The organism is Rhodospirillum centenum SW, from assembly GCF_000016185.1.
Taxonomy (GTDB): domain Bacteria; phylum Pseudomonadota; class Alphaproteobacteria; order Azospirillales; family Azospirillaceae; genus Rhodocista; species Rhodocista centena.
This window is the reverse complement of sequence record NC_011420.2, coordinates 4,258,121-4,283,993: the sequence shown is the minus strand read 5'-3', so window position 1 is coordinate 4,283,993 and position 25,873 is coordinate 4,258,121. Positions and strand designations below refer to the sequence as shown.

Genomic DNA, 25,873 nt, shown 5'->3' with positions numbered 1-25,873 from the left:
CGATCAGGCGGGCGTGGGGGTGGGAACGAAATCGACGCTGTCGGTGGAGGCGTAGTCGAAGGTGACGTCCTTCCACGTCTCCAGCGCGGCGCGCAGCGGGCCGCACCAGCGGGCGGCGTCCTGGAGGATCTGCGGCCCCTCGTTCCAGATGTCGCGGCCCTCGTTGCGGGCCTTCACCATCGCCTCCAGTGCCACGCGGTTGGCCGTCGCGCCGGCCTGGATGCCCTCCGGATGGCCGATCGTGCCGCCGCCGAACTGCAGCACCACGTCCTCGCCCAGATAGGTCAGGAGCTGGTGCATCTGGCCGGCATGGATGCCGCCCGAGGCCACCGGCATCAGCTTCTTCAGGCTGGCCCAGGGCTGGTCGAAGAAGATGCCGTGCTGGAGATTCTGCGGCACATGCGTCTCGCGGCAGGTATCGTAGACACCGCGGATGACGTTGGGGTCGCCCTCCAGCTTGCCGACGACGGTGCCGGCATGGATGTGGTCGACACCGGCCATGCGCATCCACTTGGCGATGACGCGGAACGACACGCCGTGCGACTTCTGCCGGGTGTAGGTCGAGTGGCCCGCCCGGTGCAGGTGCAGGATCATGTCGTTCTTGCGGGCCCACTTCGCCATGGACTGGATGGCGGTGTAGCCGATCACCAGATCGATCATGATGATGACGCTGCCCAGCTCCTTGGCGAACTCGGCGCGCTCGTACATGTCCTCCATGGTGGCGGCGGTGACGTTCAGGTAGGTGCCCTTCACCTCCCCCGTCTCCGCCATGGCGCGGTTGACACCTTCCATGCAGTAGAGGAAGCGGTCGCGCCAGTGCATGAAGGGCTGCGAGTTGATGTTCTCGTCGTCCTTCGTGAAGTCGAGACCGCCTTTCAGGGCCTCATAGACGACACGGCCGTAGTTGCGGCCCGAGAGGCCCAGCTTCGGCTTCATGGTGGCGCCCAGCAGCGGGCGGCCATAGACGTTCAGGCGCTCGCGCTCCACCACGATGCCGGTCGCCGGACCCTGGAAGGTCTTCAGGTAGGCGACGGGGATGCGCATGTCCTCCAGGCGCAGGGCCTTGAGCGGCTTGAAGCCGAAGACGTTGCCGATGATCGAGGCGGTCAGGTTGGCGATCGAGCCTTCCTCGAACAGGTCGAGGTCATAGGCGATGTACGCGAAATACTGGCCCGGCGAGCCCGGGACGGGATCGACGCGGTAGGCCTTGGCCCGGTAGTGGTCGCAGTTGGTCAGCCGATCGGTCCAGACCACCGTCCAGGTGGCGGTGGAAGACTCGCCGGCGACGGCAGCCGCGGCTTCCTCGGCATCCACACCGTCCTGCGGCGTGATGCGGAAGACGGCGAGGACGTCCGTGTCCTTAGGCTCGTAGTCGGGGACCCAGTACCCCATCTGCCGGTACTTCAACACACCCGGCTTGTAGCGGGCCTTTGCGTCCAGCTGATCACCGGAAACACGGGTATCCATGGCGACTACCCCTATTGGTTGCTGAGGCATTTCCTCGATGGCCGCACCCTAGCTGGGGATTTTATCGAGGACAATTCAAATGGACTGGCGGTATCGTTGAGGGATCCCTAAACGATTTCCGAGCCGGCCATGTCCATCCGCAACGCCACGATCCGGCAGCTCCAGATCTTCGCGGCGGCCGCGCGCACCCTGTCGTTCGCCCGGGTGGCCGAGCAGTTCCGCCTGACGCCGGGCGCGATCTCCTTCCAGATCAAGCAGATAGAGGGGCTGTGCGGATTCCCGCTGTTCGAGCGGGTCGGCCGCAGCGTGGTGCTGACCGATGCCGGGGCCGCATTGCTGGACCATGCCACCGTGATCCTGAAGGAACTGAACGACGCCGACCAGCAGATGGAAGCGCTGCGCGGCAGCACCGGCGGCAGTGTGACGCTGGGGCTGGTCAGCACGGCCAAGTACATTGTGCCGCACCTGCTGTCCCGCTTCCAGGCGGAGCGGCCGGGGGTGACCATCACCCTGCAGGATGGCAACCGCCGCAAGATCCATGCGGCCGTCATCAAGGGCGATGTGGACATCGCCATCATGGGCCGGCCCTCGGCCGAGGTGGTCGAGTCGGTGGCCTTCGCCAACCACCCCTCGACCATCATCGCCGCCCCCAGCCATCCGCTGACCCGGGGCGGGCGGCTGCGGCTGCACGACCTGGAGAACGAGCGGTTCATCGTGCGCGAGGAGGGATCGGGCACCCGGGCGCTGATGGACGGTTTCTTCCGCAGCCAGGGTCTGACCCCGCGGATCGCCATGACCACCAGCAGCAACGAGATGATCAAGCAGGCGGTGATGGCCGGCATCGGCATCGCCCTGATCTCGCGCCACACCATCCAGCTTGAGCTGGCCATCGGCCTGCTGCGCGAGCTGGACATCGAGGGGCTGCCGCTGATGCGCGCATGGTACGTGGTCCACCGCCGCAGCCTGCCGCTGCTGCCGGTCCACAGCCAGTTCCGCCAGTTCATGCAGGAACGCGGCCAGGCCATCATCGACGACCTGGCCCGCCGGCACACCGGCCGTCTGCCGACGGGGTGAGCGCGGGGCGGCCAGCCCTCCCCCCTGCGCGTCCCCTCCCCTGTGCCGCCCTATGCCGCCCGGATCGCCGTCAGGAAGTCGGCGACCTGACGGCGCAGGGCCTCGGCGTCGCGGGACAGATCATGGGACGCGGTGAGGAAGCGGCCGGCCGCAGCCCCCGTCTGCACCGCGGCCTCCTTCACCTGCACGATGTTCTCCGTGACCTCCTGGGTGCCCTGGGCCGCCTGCTGCACGTTGCGGGTGATCTCGGACGTGGTGGCGTTCTGTTCCTCGATGGCCGAGGCGATGGAAGAGGCGATCTGGTTCATGCTGGTGATCGTCGCCCCGATCCGTCCGATGGCGGCGACCGTACCGTCGGTCGCGCTCTGCACGCTGGAGATCTGGGCTGAGATGTCCTCGGTCGCGCTGGCCGTCTGGTTGGCCAGGGCCTTCACCTCGCTGGCCACGATGGCGAAGCCCTTGCCGGCATCGCCGGCCCGCGCTGCCTCGATCGTGGCGTTCAACGCCAGCAGGTTGGTCTGGCTGGCGATGTCCTGGATCAACCGGACCACGTCGCCGATGCGGGCCGCCGCCTCGGCCAGATTCTGGACCGTGGCCATGGTCTGCTCCGCCTCCTCCGCCGCCTGCGCGGCGACGCTGTTGGAGCGGGCCATCTGGCGGCTGATCTCCTGGATGGAGGCCGTCATCTCCTCCGCCGCGGAGGCGACGGTCTGCACGTTGGCCGAGGTCTGCTCGGCCGCCGCAGCGGAAGCACCGGCCTGCTGGTTGGTCTGGTCCGCCAGTGTGGCCATGCCGTCGGCCGTGCGGCTGAGATCCGTTGCGGAACCGCCGACGCGGTCGAGAACGCCGCCCACGGCCTGGTCGAACTGCCGGACCAGACGCTCGATCTCGGCGGCCCGGGCCTGTCTGGCCGCCTGTTCCTGCCGCTGCGCGGCCTCCAGCCGGCGCTGTTCGAGCGCCCCCTGCTTGAACACCTCCAGCGCCTTGGCCATCATCCCGACCTCGTCGCCGCGGTCGCTGCCGTCCACGGTCCGGTCGAGATTGCCGGCGGCCAGATCGCGCATGGCGGCGGCAAGGCCCAGAAGAGGGCCGGCAATGCCGCGCCGGGAGATGATCTGGGCCGCCACCGCCGCGGCCACGACCCCGGCAAGCGTGATCACGGCCAGCAGCCGGATTGCCGCCCAGGACCCCTGGGTCGCCGCTGCGGAGGCCTCGGCCATCCGGCGCTTCAGATCATCGGTCAGGGCGATGGTCGCATCCCGCACCCTGTCGAGGGCGGGATCGAATGTCTCGGCCATCAGCCTGTTGGCGGCGGCCACATCGCCCCGGTCCAGCGCCGCATGGATGGCCGGAACATGGCCCATCATGCCGTCGAACAGACGTTGCAGGTCGGCCGCCTCCCCCGCCAGCGACGGCATGATGGTGACCAGCGTCGCCACCCGCTGGGCGAAGGCCTCGCCCAGCTCCTTCGTCGACTGCGCGACCTTCGCCCGCTCGCCCTTGTCGGTCACGGCGATGGCCTTGTACATGTTGCGCCCGACCCGCATGGTCGTGACCGTCAGACGGGGCCCCCAGGTCGCGGCCTCTACCTCGCTGGCAATAAGGCTGGCATAGCGCGCATCAATCGAGCGCAGTTTCATACCAGAGAATGCAGAAATTATCACACAGATCAGAAGCATGAGCGCGACAACGCCCATGATTTTCACGGAAATCTTGAGGTTTTTCATCGGCCCACCCCAGAATTTTTGACGAGCCCCGATCTGTGTCGGATTTTACGGCTCCAGGTCGCGCAAGGGCATAACCACAAGAGTTACTGCCACATTAACCGGCCTTCTCTTTCTGATGTCCGGCAATGCATCAGGGCCATTGGCATCTGGACGCGGAGGACATGGATCGGACAGGGTTTTTTTATGCCACCCCTTCACCGTCATCAGACGGATGCGGGGTTTCCTACCGAGGGAGATGCGCCTGGAGGATGGCGTCGATCATGGCGGCGTCGAACGGCTTGGGCAGGGTGGCGCTGGCGCCCAGGCTGAGGGCGAGCTGGAACTGGTCGATCCCGTCATGGTGGCTGTCCCCGCTCATCACGACGACCGTCAGCCCTGCACGGTGCGGGGCGAGAGCGTGCAGCAGATCGATGCCGGTGCCACCGGACATGAAGATGTCGGTGAACAGAAGGTCGGGCCGGCTGTCACGCACGGCGGCCACCCCTTCGCCGCCGCTGGCGGCTTCCCGGACGGACCAGCCGCGCTGATGCAGAAGCCGCCGGAGCAGCCGGCGGATATCGGGATCGTCGTCCACCACGAGGGCGGCTGGCATGGAGATGGCTTTCCTGATGCGGCAGCGCAGGCTCCATCATGCACGATCCCGGTGTCGCCGGGATGGACGGCTCATGTCGGATTGTGTCGGATTGTTTCCTGCGGCAGCACCCCGGCGCGGATGAGCGCGTCCGCCAGACTGGCCAGGGCCAGCGGCTTGCGCACGAAGACGTCCGCCCCGATCTGCCCGGCCTCGACCCCCAGCTCGAAGCCGCTCATCTGGATGACACGGGGAACGCCGGCAGCGCGGGCTGCGGCGATCAACTGCCGCACGGACCCGCCGGGCATCGAGTGATCGGTCAGCAGCAGGTCGGGCGGCAGGCCCCGGCGCTCCAGGTCCGCCAGCGCCTCACCGATGTCCGCCGCGGCCGCGACCTCCAGCCCCAGCCGACGCAGCAGGCGGCAGGCGACGATCCGCACATCGGGATCGTCATCCACCACCAGGGCGGCGCCGCGGAAGGCGGGGGTCACGCTTTCCTCCCCCGCCACGCTGGCGGTCCCGTCATCCCCGGCCAGGGGCAGGTGGATGGTGAAGGTCGTGCCCTCTCCCGGGGCCGAGCGCACCGCGATGTCGCCGCCCCAGGCGGAGATGATTCCGTAGGCCACCGAGAGGCCGAGGCCGGTGCCGCGGCCCGCCGGCTTGGTCGTGAAGAACGGCTCGAAGACGCGGCTGCATACGGAGTCGGGCATGCCGGGGCCGTCGTCGGTCACCGTGATCGCCGCACAGCGACGCATCCCGGCCTCCCCGCCCTCTGCCGTGGCGTCCGGTCGGAGGACGATGCCGACATCCACGGCGATGCGCCCGCCCTCCTCCTGCAAAGCGTCACCGGCGTTCTTGATCAGGTTGACCAGCACCTGTTGCAGGCGACCGGCATCGCCCCGGATCCGCAGCCCCGGCGGCACAGGCCCGACCGTCAGCCGGACGGTCGGGGGCAGGCTGGAGCGCAGGAGCTTCACGCTCTCCGCCACCGCATCGGCCACCGGCACGGGACCCAGCGCTTCGCTCCCGGGGCGGCTGAAGGCCAGCATCTGGGCGACGATGTCGCGCGCCCGCCGGGCCGCCCGGTGGATCACCTCCACATCCTCGTGGTCCTGCGAGCCCTCCGGCAGGCTGGACAGCAGCAGGTCGGCATAGCCCAGGATGGGCGTGAGCACGTTGTTGAAGTCGTGTGCGATGCCGCCGGCCAGCGTGCCGACCGTGCGCAGCTTGTCGGCCTGCTGCAACTGCCCGCGCAGGGCCGCCTCGCGCTCCTCCCCGGCCCGGCGCAGGGTCAGGTCGCGCAGCATGGCGATATGGACGGAACGGCCGCCCAGCCGGGCCGCGGTGACGGTCAGATCGACCGGGAACGGGGTGCCGTTGCGACGGCGGCCCTCCAGTTCGCGCGGCAGCCGGCGGACACCGCCGCCCGACCGCAGCAGATCATCGGGCGGGCGCCCCGCCTCCCCGGCATCCTCCGCCAGTCCACCGGCGATCAGAACGGAGAAGGGCTGACCGTCCAGGGCAGCCGCATCCCAGCCGAACATGGTCTCGGTGGCGCGGTTCGCCGACGTGATCCGTCCCTCCTGGTCCAGGGTCAGGATCGCGTCCGGCACGGTATCCAGGATGGCGGCATTGCGCGACTTCTCGTCGGCGATGTCCTGCGACTGGCGGGCGGATTCCGACAGCAGCCGTGTCTCCACCTGCTCCGACGCGGCGGTGTTGCGGCGCACGAGACCGACCATCGGACGGAAGACGGCCACGGCCAGGACCAGCAGCAGCAGCAGAGTCACGAGCCAGACCGCCAGTTCGACCTGCCGCACCACGGCCAGATTGCGCTCCGCCTCGTCCTCATAGAACTGAACGGCTGCCTCCAGCGCCTCCAGCAGCGGTCCCGTGCCGGTCTGTCGCAAATCCTCCCAGGCCGGATCGTCGGGCCCCACGGACCCGGCCGGAAGATCCAGCAGCGCCCTGGCCCTGTCGATATAACCGTGCAGACGGAGGTCCAGGGCGTGCGGCGGCTGCCGGTACAGCCTCTGCAGATCCGTGCTCGGCTCGACCAACGGAGCCAGCGGCAGCGACAGCCCCAGCAGCCGGTCATGGGCGGCCAGCATGCGGTCGATCAGGTCCTCGACGGCGGCCCGCCGGTCGCTGCGGGTCGCCTCGTCCCGCGCATCCAGATAGTCGTGGACCAGGACCAGCAGACGCTGGCTCTTCATGCGCTGACGCCCGGCGCTGTTGATCACCTCCGCGAAGACCTCCTGCGCCTCGACCACCAGACTGGTGGTGATGAACTTGGTGGAGGCCAGCAGGGCCAGCAGGACCAGCGCCGGCACGTAGAGCAGGGTCAGGCGCCGGGCCAGGGCCGCCGATGACAGGCGGACCTCTTCGAGGCCGGTCGGGCTGGACGGGATGGCCGACATGGCATCCGGGCTCTGTGCGTAACCGGACCGGAGCGTAGCACGCGCGCGCGCCGGGCAACAACCCACACGCGCGCCGTGCGCCCGGGACACACACCGACACATTGCGACACCCGCCGTCCATCGGGGCGACATGCGCGCCGGGCACTCTGGACCCATTCCAAGCACCGGGGACGACGATGGGCACCGCGCTGATTGCCGAGGACGACAGCCAGATCCGCGATCTGGTGAGCCGGTGGCTGGAAGGCAGCGGCTGGCGGGTGGTGGCCGTCGATGACGGCCACGATGCCATCCAGCTTCTGGCGGAGACGCCGGTGGATCTGGTCGTGGCCGACCTGTTCCTGAAGGGCGACTGCGGGCTGGGGCTGCTGCGCCGGGTCAATCCGCACCTGACCGGCATGCCCGTCATCATCCTGGGCCAGGGCGGCGACGGCAGCGCCCTCGACTACGGCCGCATCGCCACCCTGCTGGGGGCGGCCGGCGTGCTGACCAGGCCTTTCGACCGGAACGAGTTTCTCCACACCCTTGCCGCGGCCCTGGAGCCGCGGACCCCAGGAGGCCAGCCATGAGCATGACCGCGACCGCTCCGCAGGAGCCTGTGACCCTGGTGGTGGTGGACGACGATGCGGAGGTCCGCACCCTGCTGTCCCGCGGGCTGTCGCGGGCCGGCTTCTCCGTGCTGACGGCCGCGGACGGCTTCGCCGGACTGTCGCTGCTGGCCCGCCGCCCGGACGTGCGCGGCGTGCTGGCCGACGTGCTGATGCCGGGACTGGACGGGCCGGGCTTCGTCAGCATGGCGCGCAGCCAGGGGCTGGGCACCGCCGCCAGCTACTATCTGATGTCCGGCGCGCCCGGACTGGTGGACCGCGGCCTCGTAGCGGAACTGGCGATCGCCGGGACCATTCCGAAGCCCTTCTCCCTGGCCGAGCTGGCGCAGCGGATCGACGCCGACCTGCGCCGCACGCCCCGGGCGGGGCCGGTGGAGGAGCCGCCCGCCCCCTGGGTCTCGGCCGGGATCGGCTGGATGCTGCGGGCGCTGGACTGGAAGGACCACGAGACCGGCGCCCACTGCCGCCGTGTCGCCGTCCATGCCGGGCTGATCGCGGCGGCCATGGGCCTGCCGCCGGCGCTGGTGGAGGACATCCGCCGCGCTGCCCCCCTGCACGACATCGGCAAGATCGGCGTGCCCGATGCCATCCTGGGCAAGCCCGGCCCGCTGGACCCCGGCGAGGTCGCGCTGATCCGCCGGCATACCGTGATCGGGCACGCCATCCTGGCCTCGGAAGCGCACCCGCTGGCGACGCTGGCGGCGCAGATCGCCCTGCACCACCACGACCGCTTCGACGGCAGCGGTTATGCGCCGCTCGCCGGCCACGCGATCCCGCTGCCGGCGCGCATCGTGGCCCTGGCCGACACCTACGACGCGCTGCGCTCGCCGCGGCCCTACAAGGCGGCCCTGACCCACGAGGAGGCGGTGCGCGCCATCACCGTGGGCGACGCGCGCACCGTACCGGCGCACTTCGACCCGGCGGTTCTGGAGGCGTTCGAGAGATGCCTGCCCCAGGTGGCAGCCGTGCCGCGCTGAAGTACCTCTGGATGCGTCCCGGCGGTGCGGCTACTCTCTGCCCCGATGGATTGGGGTGCGGGAATGTCGATCGCACGCATTCTGCTGGTCGAGGACGATGATGCCATCCGGGCCCTGGTGATCCGGGTGCTGTCCGGCGCCGGTTTCACGGTCGAGGAGGCTCCGTCCGGCAGCCGGGCGATGGAGGTTGTGGCGGACACCCGGCCCGATCTGGCGATCGTCGATCTGGGCCTGCCCGACATGGACGGGCTGGCCGTGGTGCGGGAACTGCGCCAGCGCCTGCGCTGCGGGGTCATCATCCTGAGCGGCCGCTCCGACCCGATGGAGCGGATCATCGGCCTGGAGGTGGGGGCGGACGACTATGTCCCGAAGCCCTTCGAACCGCGCGAGCTGCTGGCCCGGGTGAAAAGCGTGCTGCGCCGGCTGGAACCGGCCGGACCCGACCGGCCCGCCCCGCCTGCGCCGGCGGCCCCAGCCCCGCCACTCCCGGAGAACACGCCGGCAACGGCCCCCGTCGGCCCCGACGGCGGCGGCCCCGTCTACCGCTTCGAGGGCTGGACGCTGGACAGCCGTGGCCACATGCTGATCCGTCCGGACGGCGGACACGAGGATCTGACGACGGGCGAGTTCACCCTGCTGCTGGCGCTGGTGGAGCGGGCCGGGCGGGTGCTGAGCCGGGACCAGTTGCTGGACGTCACCCACGGCCACAACACGCCGGCCTTCGACCGCAGCGTCGATGTCCAGATCGCGCGGCTGCGGCGCAAGATCCAGCGCGACCCCGACGCCCCGCCCGTGATCCGCACCGTCCGCAACGCCGGCTACCTGTTCGCCGCCCGCGTCACCCGCGCCTGAGTGGAAACCGCGGCGGTGCGAGTGACGGGGAGGATAAAAATACAACAATCTGCTGTATATACGCGAACCTTAAATCCCATTGACACGATAGGAATTCGTGACCAGCATCGGTGCTGCCAGCGCCCGCCATCGCCGTCCGGCGGACGGGGACAGGGGCGCCAGTCCGCAGGAAGGGACCGAGCATGGCCACGTCGCTGCACCCGTCGTCGTCCCCCGCCACCTTCGTGGCCCCGGACCTGCCGGAAGCTGTCGCGCGGGTTGTGCGGCTGCTCGCCGACAGTCCCCCGCCGGCCGGCGATCTGACCGCCAGCCGGCGCCATTTCTCGGCACTGCGCCGGTCCCTGGGGCCGGAGCCGCCGGACCTCGCCTCGGTGCGCGACGAGGAGATCCGGGGGCCGGGCGGACCGCTCCGGCTCCGCCTCTACCGTCCCTCCTTCACCTGGAAGCCGCAGCCGGCCCTGCTCTATCTGCACGGCGGCGGCTGGACCTTCGGCGATCTGGAGAGCCACGACACGCTGTGCCGCCAGATCGCCCGGGCGACCGGCCACACCATCGTCGCCGTGGATTACCGGCTGGCCCCCGAGCACCCCTTCCCGGGACCGCTGGAGGATGCCTGGGCCGCCCTGTCCTGGCTGGTGGAGAATGCCCGGCTGCTGGCGATCGACCCGCTGGCGATCGGCGTCGCCGGCGACAGTGCTGGCGGCAATCTGGCGGCCGTTCTGGCCCTGAAGGCACGCGACGCGGGCGGCCCGCACCTGAAATGCCAGGTCCTGATCTATCCCTGCCTGGATCTGGTCGCCTACCATCCCTCGCACCGGCTGCGCGAGGACGGCTACCTGCTGACCCGCGCGCAGTATCTCTGGTACGTCGGCAACTATCTGGGCCAGGGGACGAGCGCGCTCGACTGGCGTGTGTCGCCGCTGCGGGCGCAGGATCTGTCCGGCCTGCCGCCGACCGTGCTGGTCACGGCCGGGTTCGACCCGCTGCTGGACGAGGGGCGGGCCTTCGCCGGACGGCTGGCGGAGAGCGGCGTGCCGGTCCTGCATTCCTGCCACCGCGACATGGTCCACGGTTTCATCACCATGGGCGGCGCCCTGGCCGCCGCCAATCAGGCGATCGCGGAGATCGCGCGCGGGCTGGCGTCCTTCGATATCTACGGGCTGACCGACGGCGCCGGCATCTGACCCGTCCGCCCGCAGGTCCGGCCCCCGGCAGGTCCGCCCTGGAATCCGTTGCCATCACAGGAGGCCGGCCATGGTGAATGGAATGGAGCGTTCCCGTCCCCCCTGTCCGGCCCGCTGAGCATGGTCCGGCCGACGGTCGCCATCGTGGGCGCCGGGGCGAGCGGCGCCCTGACGGCCCTGCATCTGCTGTCGGAGCCCGACGGCCCCCGCCTGTTCCTGATCGAGCGGCGGGAGGGGTTCGGCCCGGGGACCGCCTATTCCACGGGCAACCCCGAGCATCTGCTGAACGTCCGCGCCGGCAACATGAGCGCCTTTCCCGACCGGCCCGGCCATTTCCTGGCCTGGATGGCGGAGAAGGGACCGGGGCCGGTAGGCCCCGGCGATTTCGTGCCGCGCGGCGTCTACGGCGCCTATCTGCAGTCCCTGCTGCGCGAGGCGGCGACCACCGCCAGCGCCGTCGGCCGGCTGATGCTGGTGAACGACGAGGCGGTGGGGGTCGAGCCGGGCAGCCGGCCCCGTCTGCGACTGGGCATGGGCCGGGACTTCCGCATCGACGCCCTGGTGATCGCCACCGGCAATCCCCGGCCGGAGGCCCCGACGGTATCCGACAGCGGGCTCTACGCCTCCGATCTCTATGTGGCGGACCCCTGGCGGGCCGGGGCGCTGGAGCGGTTCCGCCCGGACGATCCGGTGCTGCTGCTGGGCACCGGCCTGACCATGGTGGACGTCGTGCTGTCCCTGGAGAAGCAGGGCCACCACGGCACCCGCATCGCCCTGTCCCGCCGGGGGCTGCTGCCGCACCGGCACGCCCCGCCGCCGCCGATCCCGCCCGGCCCGCTGCCACCGCTGCCGGCGCGGCTGTCCGAGGCGCTGCATCTGGTGCGGCGGCTGGCCCGCGGCCCCAAGGACGCCTTCGGCCGCGGCGGCGACTGGCGCAGCGTGATCGACGCACTGCGGCCGGTCACCACCGGATTCTGGCAGGCGATGGACCTGGAGACGAAACGGCGCTTCCTGCGTCACCTGCGGCCCTGGTGGGACATCCACCGGCACCGGCTGGCCCCGCAGGTGGCCGACCGCATCCTGTCCCTCTGCGACCGGGGCAAGCTGCGGGTGGTGGCCGGCCGGCTGCGCTCCTTCGTGCTGGAGACGGACGGCTCCGGCCGCACGGTCGCCGCCTACTGGCAACCCCGCGGCGGCGACGGCCTGCACTGCGCACGGGTGGCGCGGGTGATCAACTGCACCGGCCCCGGCGGCGACCTGTCGCACAGTGGCCCGCCGATCATCCGCGATCTGCTGGACCAGGGGCTGGCCCGGGCCGATCCGCTGACCCTGGGCCTGGACATCGATGCGGACGGGCGGCTGGTCGGGGCGGACGGGGTGGCCGGTCGCTTCTACGCCGTGGGTCCGCCGACCCGCGGCGCCTTCTGGGAGACGACGGCCATTCCCGACATCCGGGTGCAGGCGGCGCGGGTGGCGCGGACCATCATCCGCGACCTCGGCTGACGGGAACGGGCGGACCCGCTCAGTGCGCCGGCCCGGCCTGCACCTTGCGCGGGCGCGGCGCCAGCCAGATCACCAGGGCCGAGAAGGCGAACAGCATGGCAGCCGACAGGAAGATGTCGTTGGTGGAGAGCGTCACGCTCTCCTGCTGCACCAGCCGCTCGATCTGACCGCGCGCCTGCTCCAGCGTGAAGCCGGCCCCCTGCAGGGTCTGCATCGCCTGGTCGGGCTGGTTCAGCACCCCCACCAGATCGGAACGGGCGACCCGTGCCTGGTCGTCCCAGGCGGTCGTGGCGATGGAGGTGCCGACGGCGCCGGCCATGGTGCGCAGGAAGTTCATCAGGCCGGCGGCCGAGGCCATCTCCTGCGGCAGCACCGCCCCCAGGGCGAGCGTCGTCAGCGGCACGAAGAAGAAGGGCATGCCGAAGCCCTGCATGAGCTGCGGCAGGGCCAGCGTCCAGAAGTCCGCCCCGGTGTTCCAGAAAGCGCGCAGCAGCGAGGTGCAGCCCAGCCAGAAGATGCCGAAGCAGATCAGGGCGCGCGGATCGACCCGTGTCGTGAGCTGCGCCACGATGGGCGACATGATCACGGCCAGCACGCCGGTGAAGGCGGTGACATGGCCGGCGTCCGTCGCCGTGTAGCCGAGATAGCCCTGGAGCCACTGCGGGATGATGACGACGGTGGCGAAGAAGGCGCCGAAGGCCAGCGACAGCGCCGTCACCGCCACCGCGAAACCGCGGTGGCGCATGATCCGGAGATCGACGGCCGGATGCTCCTCCGTCAGCTCCCAGGCGATGAAGACGGCGAAGCCGATGGCGGCCACGACGGCGAGCACCACCACCTCGGTGGAGGCGAACCAGTCGTGCTCGCGGCCGATGTCGAGCATGATCTGCAAGGCACCGACCGAGAGGACCAGCAGCGCCAGCCCGACCTTGTCGATGCCGCGATTCTCGGTCGGTGTCTCCGCCGGCCGCAGCAGCCCGATCCCGGCGACGACGCAGACCGCGGCGATCGGCAGGTTGATGAAGAACACCCACGGCCACGACCAGTTGTCGCTGATGACGCCGCCCAGGATCGGCCCGGCGATGGGCGCCACCACCGTGGTCATGGCCCACAGGCCCATGGCGGCGGCATGCTTCTCCCGCGGGAAGATGCGCAGCAGGAGCGTCTGCGACAGGGGCATCAGCGGCCCGCCGCAGAGCCCCTGGCCGACGCGGAACAGCACCAGCATCCCGAGGCTGTCGGCAAGGCCGCAGAGCATCGAGAAGGCGGCGAAGCCGATCATCGCCATCACGAAGCTGCGCACCGCGCCGAACCGCTGCGCCAGCCACCCGGTCAGCGGCACCGTGATCGCCTCGGCCACGGCGTAGGAGGTGATGACCCAGGTCCCCTGGCTGGAGGAGATGCCCAGGCTGCCGGCGATGTGGGGCACCGACACGTTGGCGATGGTGGTGTCCAGCACCACCATGAAATTGCTGACGGCGAGGATCATCCCGGCGAACAGGAGCCGGGGACCGCTCATCGGGACGGCGCTGTCGCTGGCCATGACGGGAGCCTCAGTCCGCGTCCGAAAGGGAGTCGGCGTCCGAGAGGTCGATCTCGGCATCCATCGACAGGCCGACGCGCAGCGGGTGCGCCTTCAGCTCGTCAGGATCCAGGGTGACGCGCACCGGCAGGCGCTGCACCACCTTGATCCAGTTGCCCGTCGCGTTCTGCGCCGGGATCAGGGCGAAGGCGGCGCCGGTGCCGCCGGCAAGCCCGGTGACGCGCCCGTGATAGACCACGTCCGGGCCGTAGAGGTCGGAGACGAGCGTCACCTTCTGGCCGACCCGGACCTTCGTGAGCTGGCCTTCCTTGAAGTTGGCGTCCACATAGAGCTGGTCCACGGGCACGATCGTCATGACCGGCGCGCCGGCCGCCACGCGCTGGCCGACCTGCACCTGCCGACGGGTGACGATGCCGTCCACCGGCGCGCGGATCAGGGTGCGCTCCTGGTCCAGGCGGGCCTGGTCAAGCCGCGCCCGGGCCGCCGCCACGGCCGGATCGGTGTCCACCGTGGACCCGGCGACCAGGGCCTCGTTGGCGGACAGTTCCCCCTTCGCGGCGGCAAGAGCCGCCTCCGCCTGGGTCACGCCGGCCCGCGCCAGGGTCAGGTTCGCCTGTGCCGCGGTGAAGGCGTTCGTCGCCGTCGTCAGCTCCTCCGCCGACACGGCGCCGCCCTTCGCAAGGTTGCGCCGCCGCTCCAGGTCGATCTTCGCCTTGTCGAAGTTCGCCTGTGCCACGACGAGCTGGGCGCGGGCGCGTTCGATCTCCGCCTCGCGGGCGGCCACCTGCCCGGCCAGGGCGGCGCTGGTGGCGACGGTGCGCTCGAACTGCCGGCGGGCCTGCTGCCACTCGGCCTCGGCCCGGGCCAGGGCGATCCGGGTGTCGGCATCGTCCAGTTCCACCAGCACGTCGCCGCGGACCACGCGCTGGGTGTCGCTGACAGGGACGGCCTTCACCGGGGCGCTGATCAGGGGCGTGATCTGGGCCGAATCCGCGCCGACATAGGCGTTGTCGGTGCTGACATGGGTGGCGCCGACCAGCATGTACCAGCCGCCATAGCCGACGGCAGCGGCCAGCACGATGGCGGCGATGCCGGCGAGAAGGCGCCTGCGCAGAAGATGGCGGTCGGGTGCGGACCGCGGCGGCTCGACCGGCACGGGGCGGAGGGGTTGGGCGTTCGTCATGATCGGGTCGTCCTGCGGAAGGTCGCTCAGCTCGGGGAGAAGCCGCCGCCGAGTGCGCGCACCAGCGCCACGTCGAGCGTGAAGGCACGGGCCTCCAGGTCGGCGACGAGACGGCGCCGGCTGATCAGCCCTTCTTCGGTGGAAAGCACGTCGAGATAGGTGGAAAGCCCGCCTTCGTACCGCTGCCGGGCGATGGCGTAGGCGGCCTCGGACTCCTCAAGGGCGGCGCGGGCCTCGCGCAGCCGCGTCGCCAGGGCGGTCTGGCTGGTGGCGGCGTCCGCCACCTCGCGCAGGGCCCGGGTCAGGGTGGCATCGTACTCCGCCACGGCCGCGTCGTAGCCCGCCCGTGCCTGCCGGTAGCCGCCGCTGAGCCGGCCGCCCTCGAACACCGGCAGGCTCAGCGCCGGGCCGACGCTGCCGTAGGAGGAGCCGCTCTCCGTCAGGTTGGAGAGCCCGAGCGACTGCACGCCGATCAGGGCGGTCAGGTTGACGTCCGGATAGAAGGCGGCGCGCGCGACCGCGATGCGCGAGGCCGCGGCCTCGGCCCGCAGCCGGGCCGCCACGATGTCCGGCCGGCGCCCGACCAGATCCAGTGGCAGGCGGCCCGGCAGCCCGACGGCGTGCAGCCGGGCGATCTCCGGTCGCTCGATGGCGAGGCCGCGGTCGGGCCCGGCCCCCAGCAGGGCGGCGATCCGGTTGCGGGTCAGGGCGATGGATTCGTCGATGGCGGCCAGCTCGGCCCGCGCGGCGGGCACCGCGGACGCGGCCTGCCGGGCGGCGGCCCGGTTCTCCAGCCCGTTGCTCAGCCGGTCCTCGACCAGCCGCAGGCTGTCGCTGCGGATGCGCACCGCGGACGCGGCCACGTCGCGGTCGGCATGGAGCTGCGCCAGATCGGCATAGGCGGCGGCGATCTCCGTCGTCAGGGCGAGGCGGGCGGCCTCCAGCTCGACGCGCGCGGCCTCGGCCTCCGAGGTGGCGGCCGCCAGCGCGGCCCGGTTGCGACCCCAGAAGTCCAGGTCGATGCCGACGCTGAGCCCGGCCTTGCCACTGTCGTTCCAGCCGCGCGGAATGGCCTGCGGCGGAGCGCCGGTGTTGTAGCTCTGCTTCGCCTCGCTGACACTGGCATCCGCCGTGGCGGAGGGCAGCAGGGCCGCACCCGCCTGCTCCGCCAGCGCCTCGGCTGAGCGGAGCCGGGCCGCGGCGGCGGCCAGATCGGGGGCGGCGGCAACCGCCTCCTCCATCAGCCGGGAGAGCTGCGGGTCGCCGTACTGCGCCCACCAGACGCGGCCGGGCCAGTCCGCCGCGGGGGCGGACAGACTGCGCGCGCTGTCCAGCGTGGCGGCGTCACGCGGGGCGGGCGGCGCGCCGAGATCGGGCACGGCCGCGCATCCGGCGAGCGCGAAAGAGCACAGAGCCGGCAGCCACAGGGGCGCGGCGCGGAGGGGGAAAGGGCGCATGGGGAACCGTACTGCTTGGTACGTTGCACCATTGCGCCGCCCACCCTTCCTTGTCAATCAGGAACGATACTGTATAGTACGCTCATGACGCAGAGCACCCATGAAGCCCGGCGGCGCCACCGCCGGGAGGCGATCCTTGAAATCGCCCGGACCTCCTTCTTCGAGCATGGCTACGCCGGCACCTCGATGTCCTCGATCGCGGCCAGCCTGGGCGGATCGAAGACGACCCTCTGGTCGTGTTTCCCGTCCAAGGAGGACCTGTTCGCCGCCGTGCTGGAGGGGGAGACCGGCCGGTTCCGCATGGGCGTGCTGGAGGCGCTGGACCAGGACGGCCCGCTGGTCGATTCGCTGCGCCGCTTCTGCCGTGCCTTCCTGCGCAAGCTGCTGTCGCCGGACATCCTGCGCCTGAACCGGCTGGTCATCTCGGAAGTCGAACGCTTCCCGGAGGTCGGCCGCATCTTCTTCGAACACGGCCCCAAGGAGACCGGCCAGCGCCTGTCGGAATATCTCCACAGCGCGATGGAGCGCGGTCAGCTGCGGAAGGCGGACCCGCTGCTGGCGGCACAGCAGCTCACCTCCCTGTGCCAGGCCCGCAGCCACATGCGCTGCCTCTGGAACGTGGGCACGCCGCCGCGGGCGGAGGAGATCGACGCCGACGTGGAGACGGCGCTGGATACCTTTCTGCGCGCCTATCTGATCTGTCCGGAGACGGCGGCCCTGGAGACGGCGGCCCCGGAGACGGCATAGCAACCGCCGCGGCCGCAGGGCCTGCCTCAGCCCGCGTCGATCCCGCGGACCAGCAGCACCGTGGCGCGGCTGCCGGCGAGCCTGTCCTCGGAGATGCGGCGGTATTCCGGCGACCCGGCCCAGGCATGGAAGGCCGCCGCATCCGGGAAGGCGAGCAGCACCGCCTTCTGGTGCGGCCAGTCGCCTTCCACCGTCTCCGGCGCCTCGTCGGCCGCGAGCAGCCGGCCGCCATACTGCATCAGCACGGGCATGAAGGCCTGGGCGTAGCGGTCATAGCGGGCACGGTCGTGGATGCTGACCTGGGCGATGGCATAAACGGTCATGAAGTCTCCCTCCCGGGCGTTCCGGTCTTCTGGTTTCTGAGTACCGGCCGGCGGGGCCGATCAGTCGGGCCGGCCGCGCAGGCAGATCAGGGTCTGCTGTCCCACGGCGACGGGGCTGACGCTGTCGCCGTGGTGCGCATTGACCTCCAGCTGGCAGACGGTCAGGGTCCGCCCGCTCTTGACCACCCGGCCGACCGCCTCCAGGAACTCCCCCCGGCCCGGATTCAGCAGGTTGATCTTGTATTCGACGGACAGCACCGCGCTGTCCTCCGGGAACAGGGTGAAGGCCGCGAAGCCGCCGGCGGTGTCCGCGATGGCGCCGGTGGCGCCGGCGTGGAAATAGCCGTGCTGCTGCGTCAGCTCGGGCCGGAAGGGCAGACGGACGACGACCAGGCCGCTGCGTACCTCGTGCAGCACCGCGCCCAGATGGGCCATCAGCCCCTGCCGGGCGAAACTGTCCTGCACGCGCCGGACCGTGCGGTCGTCGAGGGGGGCGCCGATCTCTGAAGCGCGGATCTCTGAAGCCATGCCTGGGGTCCCGTGACGGTGGGAGCCGATCCTAGCATCCGCCCTCGCCGGCCTGCCGCAGGAGAAAGCCCCCGCCACCACCCCGCCGGCCCCGGCGTCCGCATGGCGGTGAACGCCCGGACAGTCGGGAACAGGATTGACAGCCGCTCGCCCCTCGGACATATCGATCGTGCGCTATTCTATCGCCTGCGATTAATGCTGACCACCCCGCCGACCCTGCATGCGGCCGACGGAAACGGAAGGGAACCCGGCCATGAGCGAATTCCATTCCCTGCACGCCCGCTCGCTGCGCGGGCAGGATGTCCCGCTGTCCCGGTTCGCGGGCCAGGTCGCGCTGGTCGTGAACACCGCCAGCAAGTGCGGCTTCACCCCCCAGTATGCGGGGCTGGAGGCGCTCTACCGGAAATACGCCGACCAGGGCTTCGTCGTGCTGGGCTTCCCCTGCAACCAGTTCGGCAACCAGGAGCCGGGCGACGCGGCCACCATCGAGGGAAGCTGCCTTGTCAATTACGGGGTCAGCTTCCCCATGTTCGAGAAGGTGGACGTGAACGGCCCGCAGGCGCATCCGGTGTTCCGCTGGCTGACCACCCGGCTGCCCGGCCTGTTCGGACAGGGGATCAGGTGGAACTTCACGAAGTTCCTGATCGGCCGCGACGGGCGCCCGCTGCGCCGCTTCGCCCCGATGACGAAGCCGGAGGGCATCGAGGCGCATGTCCGCGCCGCCCTGGGACAGTGACATGGCCGGAACGGCCGAAGCCGGGCCGCCCCCCGGGGAGGAGCATCCCGGGGAGGATGATCTGCTGCGCCTGGACCGGCAGCTCTGCTTCCGGCTCTACGCCGCCTCCCGGCTGGTGACGCGGCTCTACCAGCCGGTCCTGGAACCGCTGGGTCTGACCTATCCGCAGTACATCGTCCTGATGATCCTGTGGGAGGACGCGCCCTGCACGGTGGGCCATATCGGCACACGCGCCCGGCTGAACAGCAACACCCTGACCCCGCTGCTGAAACGGCTGGAGCAGCTCGGCTTCGTCCGGCGCAGCCGCGGTGCGGCGGACGAGCGGGTCGTGGAGATCGCCCTGACCGAGACCGGGGTCGGGCTGAAATCCCGCTGCCGCTGCATCCCCGCGGAACTGGCGAAGCGGAGCGGCGTGCCGCCGGAGAAGATCGCGGCACTGACGCAGCTTCTCGACGAGCTGCTGGGGCACCTGGAGACTTGATCGCCCGCCATCCCCCGCTTAGTGGTGGCGCACCCCTTTGAATTTCCCTGACGATCCGAACCGAGGATTATGCCGATGAGCGTCAAGATTCCCCTTTTCAGCGTCCGTCTCCTGGGGCTTGCGGCCCTGGTCCTGGGGTTGGGCTACTTCTGGGGCTGGGCCGTGCCGCTGCATGCCCACATGGGCGTGGGCGGACTGATGGTGCTGGGCCTCTGGGCCCTGGCCCTGGTCGCCTGGGGAAAGGCGCGGACCCTCGCCCTGGTCGCGCTGGCGGTCGGTGCCGCGGTCCCGGTGATCGGCCTGGGGCAGCTCCACTGGTCGGTGGGAGAGGTCCGCTGGCCGATCCAGGTGGCCCACGTCGCCCTCGCCCTGGGCGCCATGGGCGTGGCGGAGATGCTGGCCCGCCGCCTGAAGGACACCACGGCCGCCCCGCTGGCCGCGAACGGCTGAGGCAGGAGCGGAGCACGGGCGCAGCCCGGTCCGGGAAACGGCGGGGCGGCGGGCCGCCCGCTCCCGCCGCCCCGCTCTCTCAGAGGTCCCGGTAGGCAGAGGCCGGAAACAGGGCCTCGCCCTCCAGGGCGGTGACCCGGATCTGCGGCATCCCGCCCGGCCGCCAGGCATCCGCCCGCAGGGCCATGCGGCGGCGCACCCGGGCATCCGGCGAGGGCACGCCCGGCGTCACCGTGACATAGCGGGCCTCGACCCCGTCGGCCGCGAAGGTGAAGACCGCGAAGCCGTTTGCCGCTGAATCGATGAAGCGCAGATGCCGGTTCTGCGCGGGATTGCGGACCTTGAGGCCGGCCTCCTCCGATCCGGCGGCGGCTGTCGCCGCCACCGAGGCGACGCCGTACATCATGGCCATGTTGAACGCGTCCGTGCGCGGTGCCGGCGAGGCGACCGGCCGGTCGAAGGCGATCAGGGGCCGGAACGGGCTGTCGGTCGGCACCACCTTGTGGAACGAGACCTGGGCCGGCTGGGAGCTGATGCCGGCCACCGCGAATTCCACCATCACCGGGTCGCCGCGGTAGTTGTCGGCCAGCGCCAGACCGGCGAAGTGCATGTGGTGGTCGCCCGTGAGCGACACCACGTTCGTCACGCCGTCGGCGACAAGCTGCGCCAGGATACGGTCGCGCTCGGACGGGTAGCCGTCCCAGGCGTCCAGGCTGAGGGCCAACGGTTCCGGCGTGCGCCCCACCGCGTCCAGGTCGAAGCGCAGGGGCGTCAGCGGCACGGAGTTGCCCCAGACCTTCCAGACGGCGCGCGAGGTCTTCAGTGCGGAGAGGAACCAGTCGCGCTGGACCGTGCCCAGCATGCTGCCCGGCTCCGCCGCGGCGCGGGGGTTGGGCACGCGGCGGCCGTCGGGCAGCGGCAGCTCGGCCGGTGGCTGCCCGCCCATGGCCGTGCGGCCCGCATCCATCAGGGAGACGAGGCCGAGCGGCTGCAACCCGCGCGGCACGGCACCGTAGGCGATGGCGAGCTGATCGGGCACCGCGTGCGCCGAGCGGTAGGAGCGGGTATCGGTGACGATCAGGTCCAGCATCCGGCCCCACTGGAAGGCACGGTAGATCGTCAGCGAGCCGATGGCGCGGGCGTTGTTCGGCTCGGGCTCCGCCGAGCCCAGCGGCGCCTGCTCGAACGGGACGTCCGCCACCGTGGCGGGCGCGAAATCGGTGGCATGCCGCTCCGCACCGGGCACGGCCGGCGCGTCCGACAGCAGGGCCGGAATGTACTCGAACCAGGCCCGGTTGGCGGCCAGCCGGCGGGTCTGCGCCGGGCTTCCGCCGATCTCGTAGGTCGCCTGACTCTGCCAGCAGTCGTTGGAGAATTCGTGGTCGTCCCAGGTGCAGACGAAGGGGAAGCGCGCCCGCGCCGCGATCAGGTCGGGGTCCGACAGATAGGTCCGGTAGAGGTGGCGGTAGTCGTCCAGCGTCACGGCATGGTGGCGCAGGCCCCCGTCATAGGCATGCCCGCCGCTCGGGAACGGCGGCACCCGGCGCGCCGTGCCGTAGCCGATCGCTTCGTAGATGAAGTCGCCCAGGTGCAGCACGACGTCGATCCGCGCCTCGGGCGCGGCGGCCTCGTCCTCCTCCACCAGAACCCGCCAGGATTCGTAGGTCCCCTGTTCATAGTTCTGGCAGGAGACGGCAGCGATCCGCACCGGCCGGTCGGAGTCCGGCGCCGGGGCGGTGCGCGTCCGGCCGAGCGGTTCCGACACCGTACCGCCCGCGATGAAGCGGTAGAAGTAGGTCCGGTCGGGCGCGAGGTCGGTGGCGATGACACGCACCGTATAGTCCGCCTCCGGGCGCGCCTCCGTGGCGGCGCGCAGGACGATGTCCTTGAAGCGGGCATCGCGGGCAACCTCCACCTGGAGGGCGACCGGCCCCTGATGACCCTCGGCCGGTTCAGCCCGGGTCCAGAGCGCGACCGTGGTCGGCGTCGGGTCGCCCGAGGCGACGCCCTGGGGGAAGCGGACCACGGGTCCCGATGCCGACGCCCGCGGCGCCAGCGGGGACAGGGAGGAAACCAGGGTGAGGCCGAGGCCGGCGGCCCCGAACGAGAGGAAGGCGCGGCGGGTGGTCTGCGGCATGGCGGCGCTCCGCGGCTGAAGGGAGATCAGGGGATGGGCGGGGAAGGTCGGCGGACAGCGGTCAGAACCGGGCGCCGAGTTCGACGCCGATCACCCGCGGATGGCCCGGCACCCAGGTGGGGATACCGAAGGAGCGGCCGGTGTTGCCGACGTCTGCCAGATACTCCACGTCGAACAGGTTCTCGGCGTAGAGCGTGACGGTCATGCCCTCCTCCGGCGTCGCCAGGACCAGGTTGGCATTGACCAGGGTGAAGGCGTCCTGGCTCTCCAGCGCGGTGTTCTCGTCCGAGTAGTACTGCCGGCTGCGGTAGCTGGCGTAGCCGTTCGCCGTCAGCGTCCAGCCGGCGGGAAGCTCGATGTCGGCCTGGGCGCCCAGCGTGAACCGGACCTTCGGCGAGCGGGTCATGGTGTTGCCCGTGAAGTCCTGGCCGCCGGAGACGAAGCTGTCGTATTCGGCCTGCATCAGGTTCAGGTTGCCGAACAGGCGCAGGGCCTTCGTCAGGTCGAAATCCCCCTCCAGCTCGAAGCCGAACGCGCTGGCCTCCCCCGCCGCGGCGCTGACGGGAAGGTTGGTTTCCGGGTCCGTCACCTGGGTCTGGAAGTCCGTCCAGTCGTAATAGTAGAGCGAGCCGTTGAGGCGCAGGCGGCCGTCCAGCCAGGTGGTGCGGGCCCCGGCCTCGTAGCTGATGACATATTCCGGATCGGTGACCGGATCGCTGTTCGTCCGCCCGGCCTCGGGGATGACGCCCGAGCGGTAGCCGGTGGTGACGCTGGCATACACCTTCGCATCCTCGTCGATCCGGTAATCGAGGACGACGCGCGGCTGGAAGGCGTCGAAATCGGCGGAGCGGGTGCGCCGGTCGCCGGTGGAGGTGGGGATGAAGAGGCCGAGATTGCTGATCGGGCGGGTCGTCGCCAGCGACTTGTCGTCGAAGGTGTAGCGCAGACCCGCGGAGAGGCCGAGGCTGTCGGTGATCCGGTAGGAACCGTCGAGATAGACGGAGTAGCTGGTCGTGTCGCTCTCGGTCAGGCCCTCCTCCCCGACCCGCGCGGGGAAGCCCAGCGGCAGGACGGGGTTGAGCGCGCCGTTCGCCGCCACCGGCAGCCGGTAGAAGGGCGAGCTGGCGAGCACCAGCGTCGCCACGCGGTTGGGATCGTAGTCGAGCGCGATGCGGTAGTCGGTGGATTCCCGGAACAGGCTGAGGCCGGCCACGCCGGTCAGCCGGCCGCCGCCGTCATAGGCGGCGCGCAGCTCGGTCGAATACTGGTCGAGGTCCGTGTCCTCCAGCCCGTTGACGATGTAGAGGTAGGAGCCGTCGACGTCGAAATAGTCGTCGCTCTTGAGATAGCGGTAACCGGAGATGGAGCTGAGGGTGATGTCGCCGAGCTGCGCGTCGACCAGCAGCGTCGCCCCCGCCACGTCGCGGCGCAGGTAGGACGCATCGCCCAGGTCGGACTGCATCGGGGCGAACGGATCGGTGCGGAAGGGCAGCCGGTTCCACGGCGTGTTGTCGCCCGAACCGCTGAAGCCGCCGCCCCGGGTCGGGATGGTGACCGCCTTGAAGACGTTGGAATTGCCGCGGTCGCGCTGGCCGTTGAGGATCAGCGTCGCCTCGACCGCATCGCTGAGGCGCACCGTGCCGCTGATGCGGCCGGCCATCATGTCCGTACCGCCGGTCGGTTCGCCGTTCTCAAGATTCTTGATGAAGCCATCGCGGTAGTGGCGCGTCGCGGCCACCCGGAGCGCCGCCCGGTCATTGACCGGGACGTTGAGCATGGCGCCGCCCGTCCAGCCGTCGAACTCCTCGATCCCGGCCGAGACCGACCCGTAGGTCCCGTCGAAGTCCGGGCGGGCGGAGGCGACGGCGATGGCGCCGGCGGTGGAGCCGCGCCCGTACAGCGTGCCCTGGGGCCCCTTCAGCACCTCCACCTGGCCGACATCGAAAAGCTCCTGGAGCGCGCCCTGCGCCCGGCTGATGGAGATGCCGTCCTGGAAGACGGAGATGCGGTTCTCGATGTTCGCGGCACTGCCGCCGGAACTGACCCCGCGCACGACGATGGTCGGGTTCTGCACCGTCTGCTCCAGCACCTCCAGGCCCGGGGCCAGATCGGCCAGCCCCTCGAAATCATCGATCCGGACATCCCTGAGGAAGCTGCCGGTGAAGGCGTTGATCGGCATCGGCACGTCCTGCAGGGGCTGGGCACGGAGCTGGGCCGTGACCACGATCTCCTCGATCTCCCGGTCGCCGGCAGCACCCGGCCCCGAGGATGTCGGCCCTGAGGTTGTCGGCCCTGAGGTTGTCGGACCCGAGGTTGTCGACTGGGGGGCGGTCGGCTGGGCGGCGGCGGGTGCTGCCAGCGCCAGCAGCAGCGCCAGGGTGGACACGGATGCCGGGTAACGGGAACGGGACATGGGAACCCCCTCATGCGGCCGGAGACGGGACTGCCCCTGCATAGACTTCGAACGTATGTTTTTCGTGTTGGAGTCATGAAATTTTTCTTTAAGCCGCCACAAACATCACAACAATTCCTCGCCTTTCCTTGATCCCCCTCTATCGGGACGACCAGGGCGGCGGAGGCCCGGAAAGCGTCCTGAACAGTCGTTTTCAGATTCCCGCTGCCCTCGGGAGCGGGTAGAAAGACGCCATGACCGATCCCCTGCCCGATGCGGGCCGCCCTGCCCCCAGCCTGCGCGCCCAGCTCCTGGAGACGGCGGGCGACCTGATCGCCCGGGTCGGCCTGCGGGGCACCACCGCCCGCGCCGTCTCCGGGGCCGCCGATGTGAGCGCCGCGCTGCTCTGCTACCATTTCGGGGGGCGGGACGGGCTGGTGCTGGCCGCCTTCGAGCAGGCCGCCGCCGACGCCGACGCAGGGCTGGTGGCGGAGACCGAGGCCCTGGCGGGGCTGGCGCCCGGCCCGGCGGATTTCGAGGACTGGTTCGCCGTCTGGGTCCTGCACCGGGGGGAGCGCCAGCGCCGGTCCTGCCTGATCCGGCGGGAACTGTTCCTCCAGGCCGACCGGGACGAGCGCCTTCAGGCGGCCGCCCGGACCTGGTACGAGAGCGACCGGCGCTTCGTCCGCACCGTCCTGGAGCGGTTCCGCCTGCCGGCCGCACAGTCCGGCCTGGTCCTGGAAGCGGTCCAGGCGCTGGGCGACATCTTCCTTGTGGAGAACGGCACGATCATCGCCGGCGCCACCGCGGCGTCGGCCGCGCGGCACTTCGCCCGCCGGCTGGCGGGACTGCCGCCGCCCGAGCCGGCGAGCGACTGGCGCACGCTGCGCACGCCGGACCCCGCCTCGCTGGCGCCGACACCCCGCACGGCAACGGAGGCGCGCATCCTGACCGCGGCGGTGTCCCTGGTCGCGCGCGACGGCGCCGCCCGCTTCACCCACCGCAGTCTGGCGGCGGAGCTGGGCACGGCCACGTCGGTGGCCGTCAACCGCTTCGGCACCCGCGCCGATATCCTGCGCGCCACGTTCGAGCATGCGCAGCATGCCCTGCTCGCCCGCAATGACCTGCTGGATCACGTGCGCGCGGGGCGGGACGATCCCCCGCGCCGCCGCCGTGGACAGCTATGTCGATACCCTGCTGGACGGGTCCGGGGGGCTGCGCCCGGAGATCGTCGCCGTAGACGAGCTGCTGGCGGCAGCCCGACACGATCCCAGCCTGTCGGGTCTGGCCGGGCCGCTGGTGCTGGGCCGCGGCGCACACTCCTTCCACCTGCTGCGGTCGCTGGACGATGCGCCGGAGGGGCTCCGGCGCATGGACGGCTTCCTGCTGACGGTCTGCGGCATTGCCGCCCTGAGCGAAATCCGGCTGCTGGCACCATCAGAGCGCCGGGAAGCGTTGGCACACCGGGCATGGCAGCGGCTGGCGCTGCTCGCCCCGCCCCCGGCCCGCTGACGCC

23 protein-coding genes and 1 pseudogene are annotated in these 25,873 nt (G+C 70.8%); 12 read left to right on the top strand and 12 right to left on the bottom strand.

Annotated elements, in window-relative coordinates; translation table 11 throughout:
- Positions 1 to 3: 3 nt before the first annotated feature.
- On the bottom strand, positions 4 to 1,467 hold the full coding sequence (locus RC1_RS19430) for a form I ribulose bisphosphate carboxylase large subunit (protein ID WP_012569173.1): 1,464 nt from the start codon (positions 1,465 to 1,467) through the stop codon (positions 4 to 6).
- 129 nt (positions 1,468 to 1,596) lie between these two features.
- Here RC1_RS19430 and RC1_RS19425 point away from each other — a divergent pair, with 129 nt between their 5' ends.
- On the top strand, positions 1,597 to 2,541 hold the full coding sequence (locus tag RC1_RS19425) for a LysR family transcriptional regulator (protein WP_012569172.1): 945 nt from the start codon (positions 1,597 to 1,599) through the stop codon (positions 2,539 to 2,541).
- Positions 2,542 to 2,591: 50 nt separating this feature from the next.
- Here RC1_RS19425 and RC1_RS19420 read toward each other — a convergent pair whose 3' ends face one another.
- The 3 genes from RC1_RS19420 to RC1_RS19410 form a co-directional block, all read right to left on the bottom strand.
- Positions 2,592 to 4,268, bottom strand: a complete 1,677-nt coding sequence (locus RC1_RS19420) for a methyl-accepting chemotaxis protein (RefSeq protein WP_012569171.1) — start codon at positions 4,266 to 4,268, stop codon at positions 2,592 to 2,594.
- Positions 4,269 to 4,491: 223 nt separating this feature from the next.
- Entirely contained in the window at positions 4,492 to 4,860 is a 369-nt protein-coding gene (locus RC1_RS19415) for a response regulator (RefSeq protein WP_012569170.1), read from the bottom strand.
- Between the two features lie 71 nt (positions 4,861 to 4,931).
- On the bottom strand, positions 4,932 to 7,259 hold the full coding sequence (locus tag RC1_RS19410) for an ATP-binding protein (RefSeq protein WP_012569169.1): 2,328 nt from the start codon (positions 7,257 to 7,259) through the stop codon (positions 4,932 to 4,934).
- A 176-nt stretch (positions 7,260 to 7,435) separates the two neighbouring features.
- On the opposite strand from RC1_RS19410, the gene RC1_RS19405 reads away from it, so the two are divergent.
- The 5 genes from RC1_RS19405 (at position 7,436) to RC1_RS19385 (ending at position 12,380) form a co-directional block, all read left to right on the top strand.
- Positions 7,436 to 7,825, top strand: coding sequence for a response regulator (locus tag RC1_RS19405; RefSeq protein ID WP_012569168.1), 390 nt, complete (start codon positions 7,436 to 7,438; stop codon positions 7,823 to 7,825).
- A complete protein-coding gene (locus RC1_RS20550; protein ID WP_012569167.1) occupies positions 7,822 to 8,841 on the top strand; it encodes an HD domain-containing phosphohydrolase in 1,020 nt (339 codons plus the stop codon). Before RC1_RS19405 ends, RC1_RS20550 begins: the two co-directional genes overlap by 4 nt.
- 63 nt (positions 8,842 to 8,904) lie before the next feature.
- Positions 8,905 to 9,693 (top strand): response regulator transcription factor, encoded by a 789-nt coding sequence (locus RC1_RS19395; RefSeq protein ID WP_012569166.1) that lies wholly within the window; start codon positions 8,905 to 8,907, stop codon positions 9,691 to 9,693.
- 182 nt (positions 9,694 to 9,875) lie between these two features.
- The gene (locus RC1_RS19390; protein ID WP_012569165.1) at positions 9,876 to 10,877 is read left to right on the top strand and encodes an alpha/beta hydrolase; all 1,002 of its coding nucleotides are present in this window, start codon (positions 9,876 to 9,878) and stop codon (positions 10,875 to 10,877) included.
- Between the two features lie 120 nt (positions 10,878 to 10,997).
- Positions 10,998 to 12,380: an FAD/NAD(P)-binding protein gene (locus RC1_RS19385; RefSeq protein ID WP_012569164.1), complete on the top strand. Its 1,383-nt coding sequence runs from the start codon at positions 10,998 to 11,000 to the stop codon at positions 12,378 to 12,380.
- 19 nt (positions 12,381 to 12,399) lie between these two features.
- On the opposite strand, the gene RC1_RS19380 is transcribed toward RC1_RS19385, so the two are convergent.
- Genes RC1_RS19380 through RC1_RS19370 form a run of 3 tightly spaced genes read right to left on the bottom strand, consistent with a single transcriptional unit; the run spans position 12,400 to position 16,563 of the window.
- On the bottom strand, positions 12,400 to 13,923 hold the full coding sequence (locus RC1_RS19380; protein ID WP_012569163.1) for a DHA2 family efflux MFS transporter permease subunit: 1,524 nt from the start codon (positions 13,921 to 13,923) through the stop codon (positions 12,400 to 12,402).
- Between the two features lie 10 nt (positions 13,924 to 13,933).
- A complete protein-coding gene (locus RC1_RS19375) occupies positions 13,934 to 15,106 on the bottom strand; it encodes an HlyD family secretion protein (RefSeq protein ID WP_012569162.1) in 1,173 nt (390 codons plus the stop codon).
- A gap of 26 nt (positions 15,107 to 15,132) precedes the next feature.
- The gene (locus RC1_RS19370; RefSeq protein ID WP_012569161.1) at positions 15,133 to 16,563 is read right to left on the bottom strand and encodes an efflux transporter outer membrane subunit; all 1,431 of its coding nucleotides are present in this window, start codon (positions 16,561 to 16,563) and stop codon (positions 15,133 to 15,135) included.
- Between the two features lie 84 nt (positions 16,564 to 16,647).
- Between RC1_RS19370 and RC1_RS19365 the strand changes: the two genes are divergently transcribed.
- A complete protein-coding gene (locus RC1_RS19365) occupies positions 16,648 to 17,310 on the top strand; it encodes a TetR/AcrR family transcriptional regulator (protein ID WP_012569160.1) in 663 nt (220 codons plus the stop codon).
- Positions 17,311 to 17,336: 26 nt separating this feature from the next.
- Here the strand turns inward: RC1_RS19365 and RC1_RS19360 are convergent, their stop codons facing one another.
- Together RC1_RS19360 and RC1_RS19355 are read right to left on the bottom strand one after the other, a co-directional pair.
- Positions 17,337 to 17,633, bottom strand: a complete 297-nt coding sequence (locus tag RC1_RS19360; protein ID WP_012569159.1) for a DUF1330 domain-containing protein — start codon at positions 17,631 to 17,633, stop codon at positions 17,337 to 17,339.
- A 60-nt stretch (positions 17,634 to 17,693) separates the two neighbouring features.
- Positions 17,694 to 18,161 (bottom strand): PaaI family thioesterase, encoded by a 468-nt coding sequence (locus RC1_RS19355; protein WP_012569158.1) that lies wholly within the window; start codon positions 18,159 to 18,161, stop codon positions 17,694 to 17,696.
- A 253-nt stretch (positions 18,162 to 18,414) separates the two neighbouring features.
- Between RC1_RS19355 and RC1_RS19350 the strand changes: the two genes are divergently transcribed.
- The 3 genes from RC1_RS19350 to RC1_RS19340 all read left to right on the top strand — a co-directional run bounded on the left by RC1_RS19350 (position 18,415) and on the right by RC1_RS19340 (position 19,828).
- The gene (locus tag RC1_RS19350) at positions 18,415 to 18,897 is read left to right on the top strand and encodes a glutathione peroxidase (RefSeq protein ID WP_012569157.1); all 483 of its coding nucleotides are present in this window, start codon (positions 18,415 to 18,417) and stop codon (positions 18,895 to 18,897) included.
- Between the two features lies 1 nt (position 18,898).
- Positions 18,899 to 19,378, top strand: coding sequence for a MarR family winged helix-turn-helix transcriptional regulator (locus RC1_RS19345; RefSeq protein WP_012569156.1), 480 nt, complete (start codon positions 18,899 to 18,901; stop codon positions 19,376 to 19,378).
- A 75-nt stretch (positions 19,379 to 19,453) separates the two neighbouring features.
- A complete protein-coding gene (locus tag RC1_RS19340) occupies positions 19,454 to 19,828 on the top strand; it encodes a hypothetical protein (RefSeq protein WP_012569155.1) in 375 nt (124 codons plus the stop codon).
- Positions 19,829 to 19,907: 79 nt separating this feature from the next.
- On the opposite strand, the gene RC1_RS19335 is transcribed toward RC1_RS19340, so the two are convergent.
- Together RC1_RS19335 and RC1_RS19330 are read right to left on the bottom strand one after the other, a co-directional pair.
- The gene (locus RC1_RS19335; RefSeq protein WP_012569154.1) at positions 19,908 to 21,965 is read right to left on the bottom strand and encodes an alkaline phosphatase D family protein; all 2,058 of its coding nucleotides are present in this window, start codon (positions 21,963 to 21,965) and stop codon (positions 19,908 to 19,910) included.
- A 61-nt stretch (positions 21,966 to 22,026) separates the two neighbouring features.
- Positions 22,027 to 24,378: a TonB-dependent receptor gene (locus tag RC1_RS19330; protein ID WP_012569153.1), complete on the bottom strand. Its 2,352-nt coding sequence runs from the start codon at positions 24,376 to 24,378 to the stop codon at positions 22,027 to 22,029.
- A gap of 233 nt (positions 24,379 to 24,611) precedes the next feature.
- Between RC1_RS19330 and RC1_RS22665 the strand changes: the two are divergent.
- A pseudogene (locus tag RC1_RS22665) lies at positions 24,612 to 25,049 on the top strand (TetR/AcrR family transcriptional regulator); the annotation flags it as partial.
- Here the strand turns inward: RC1_RS22665 and RC1_RS20545 are convergent.
- Complete coding sequence (locus RC1_RS20545; RefSeq protein WP_049766774.1) at positions 24,998 to 25,417, bottom strand: hypothetical protein; 420 nt, start codon at positions 25,415 to 25,417, stop codon at positions 24,998 to 25,000. The pseudogene RC1_RS22665 and the gene RC1_RS20545 sit on opposite strands and share 52 nt — an antisense overlap.
- 59 nt (positions 25,418 to 25,476) lie before the next feature.
- Between RC1_RS20545 and RC1_RS19315 the strand changes: the two genes are divergently transcribed.
- Positions 25,477 to 25,869, top strand: a complete 393-nt coding sequence (locus RC1_RS19315; protein WP_012569152.1) for a hypothetical protein — start codon at positions 25,477 to 25,479, stop codon at positions 25,867 to 25,869.
- The last annotated feature ends 4 nt before the right edge of the window (positions 25,870 to 25,873 follow it).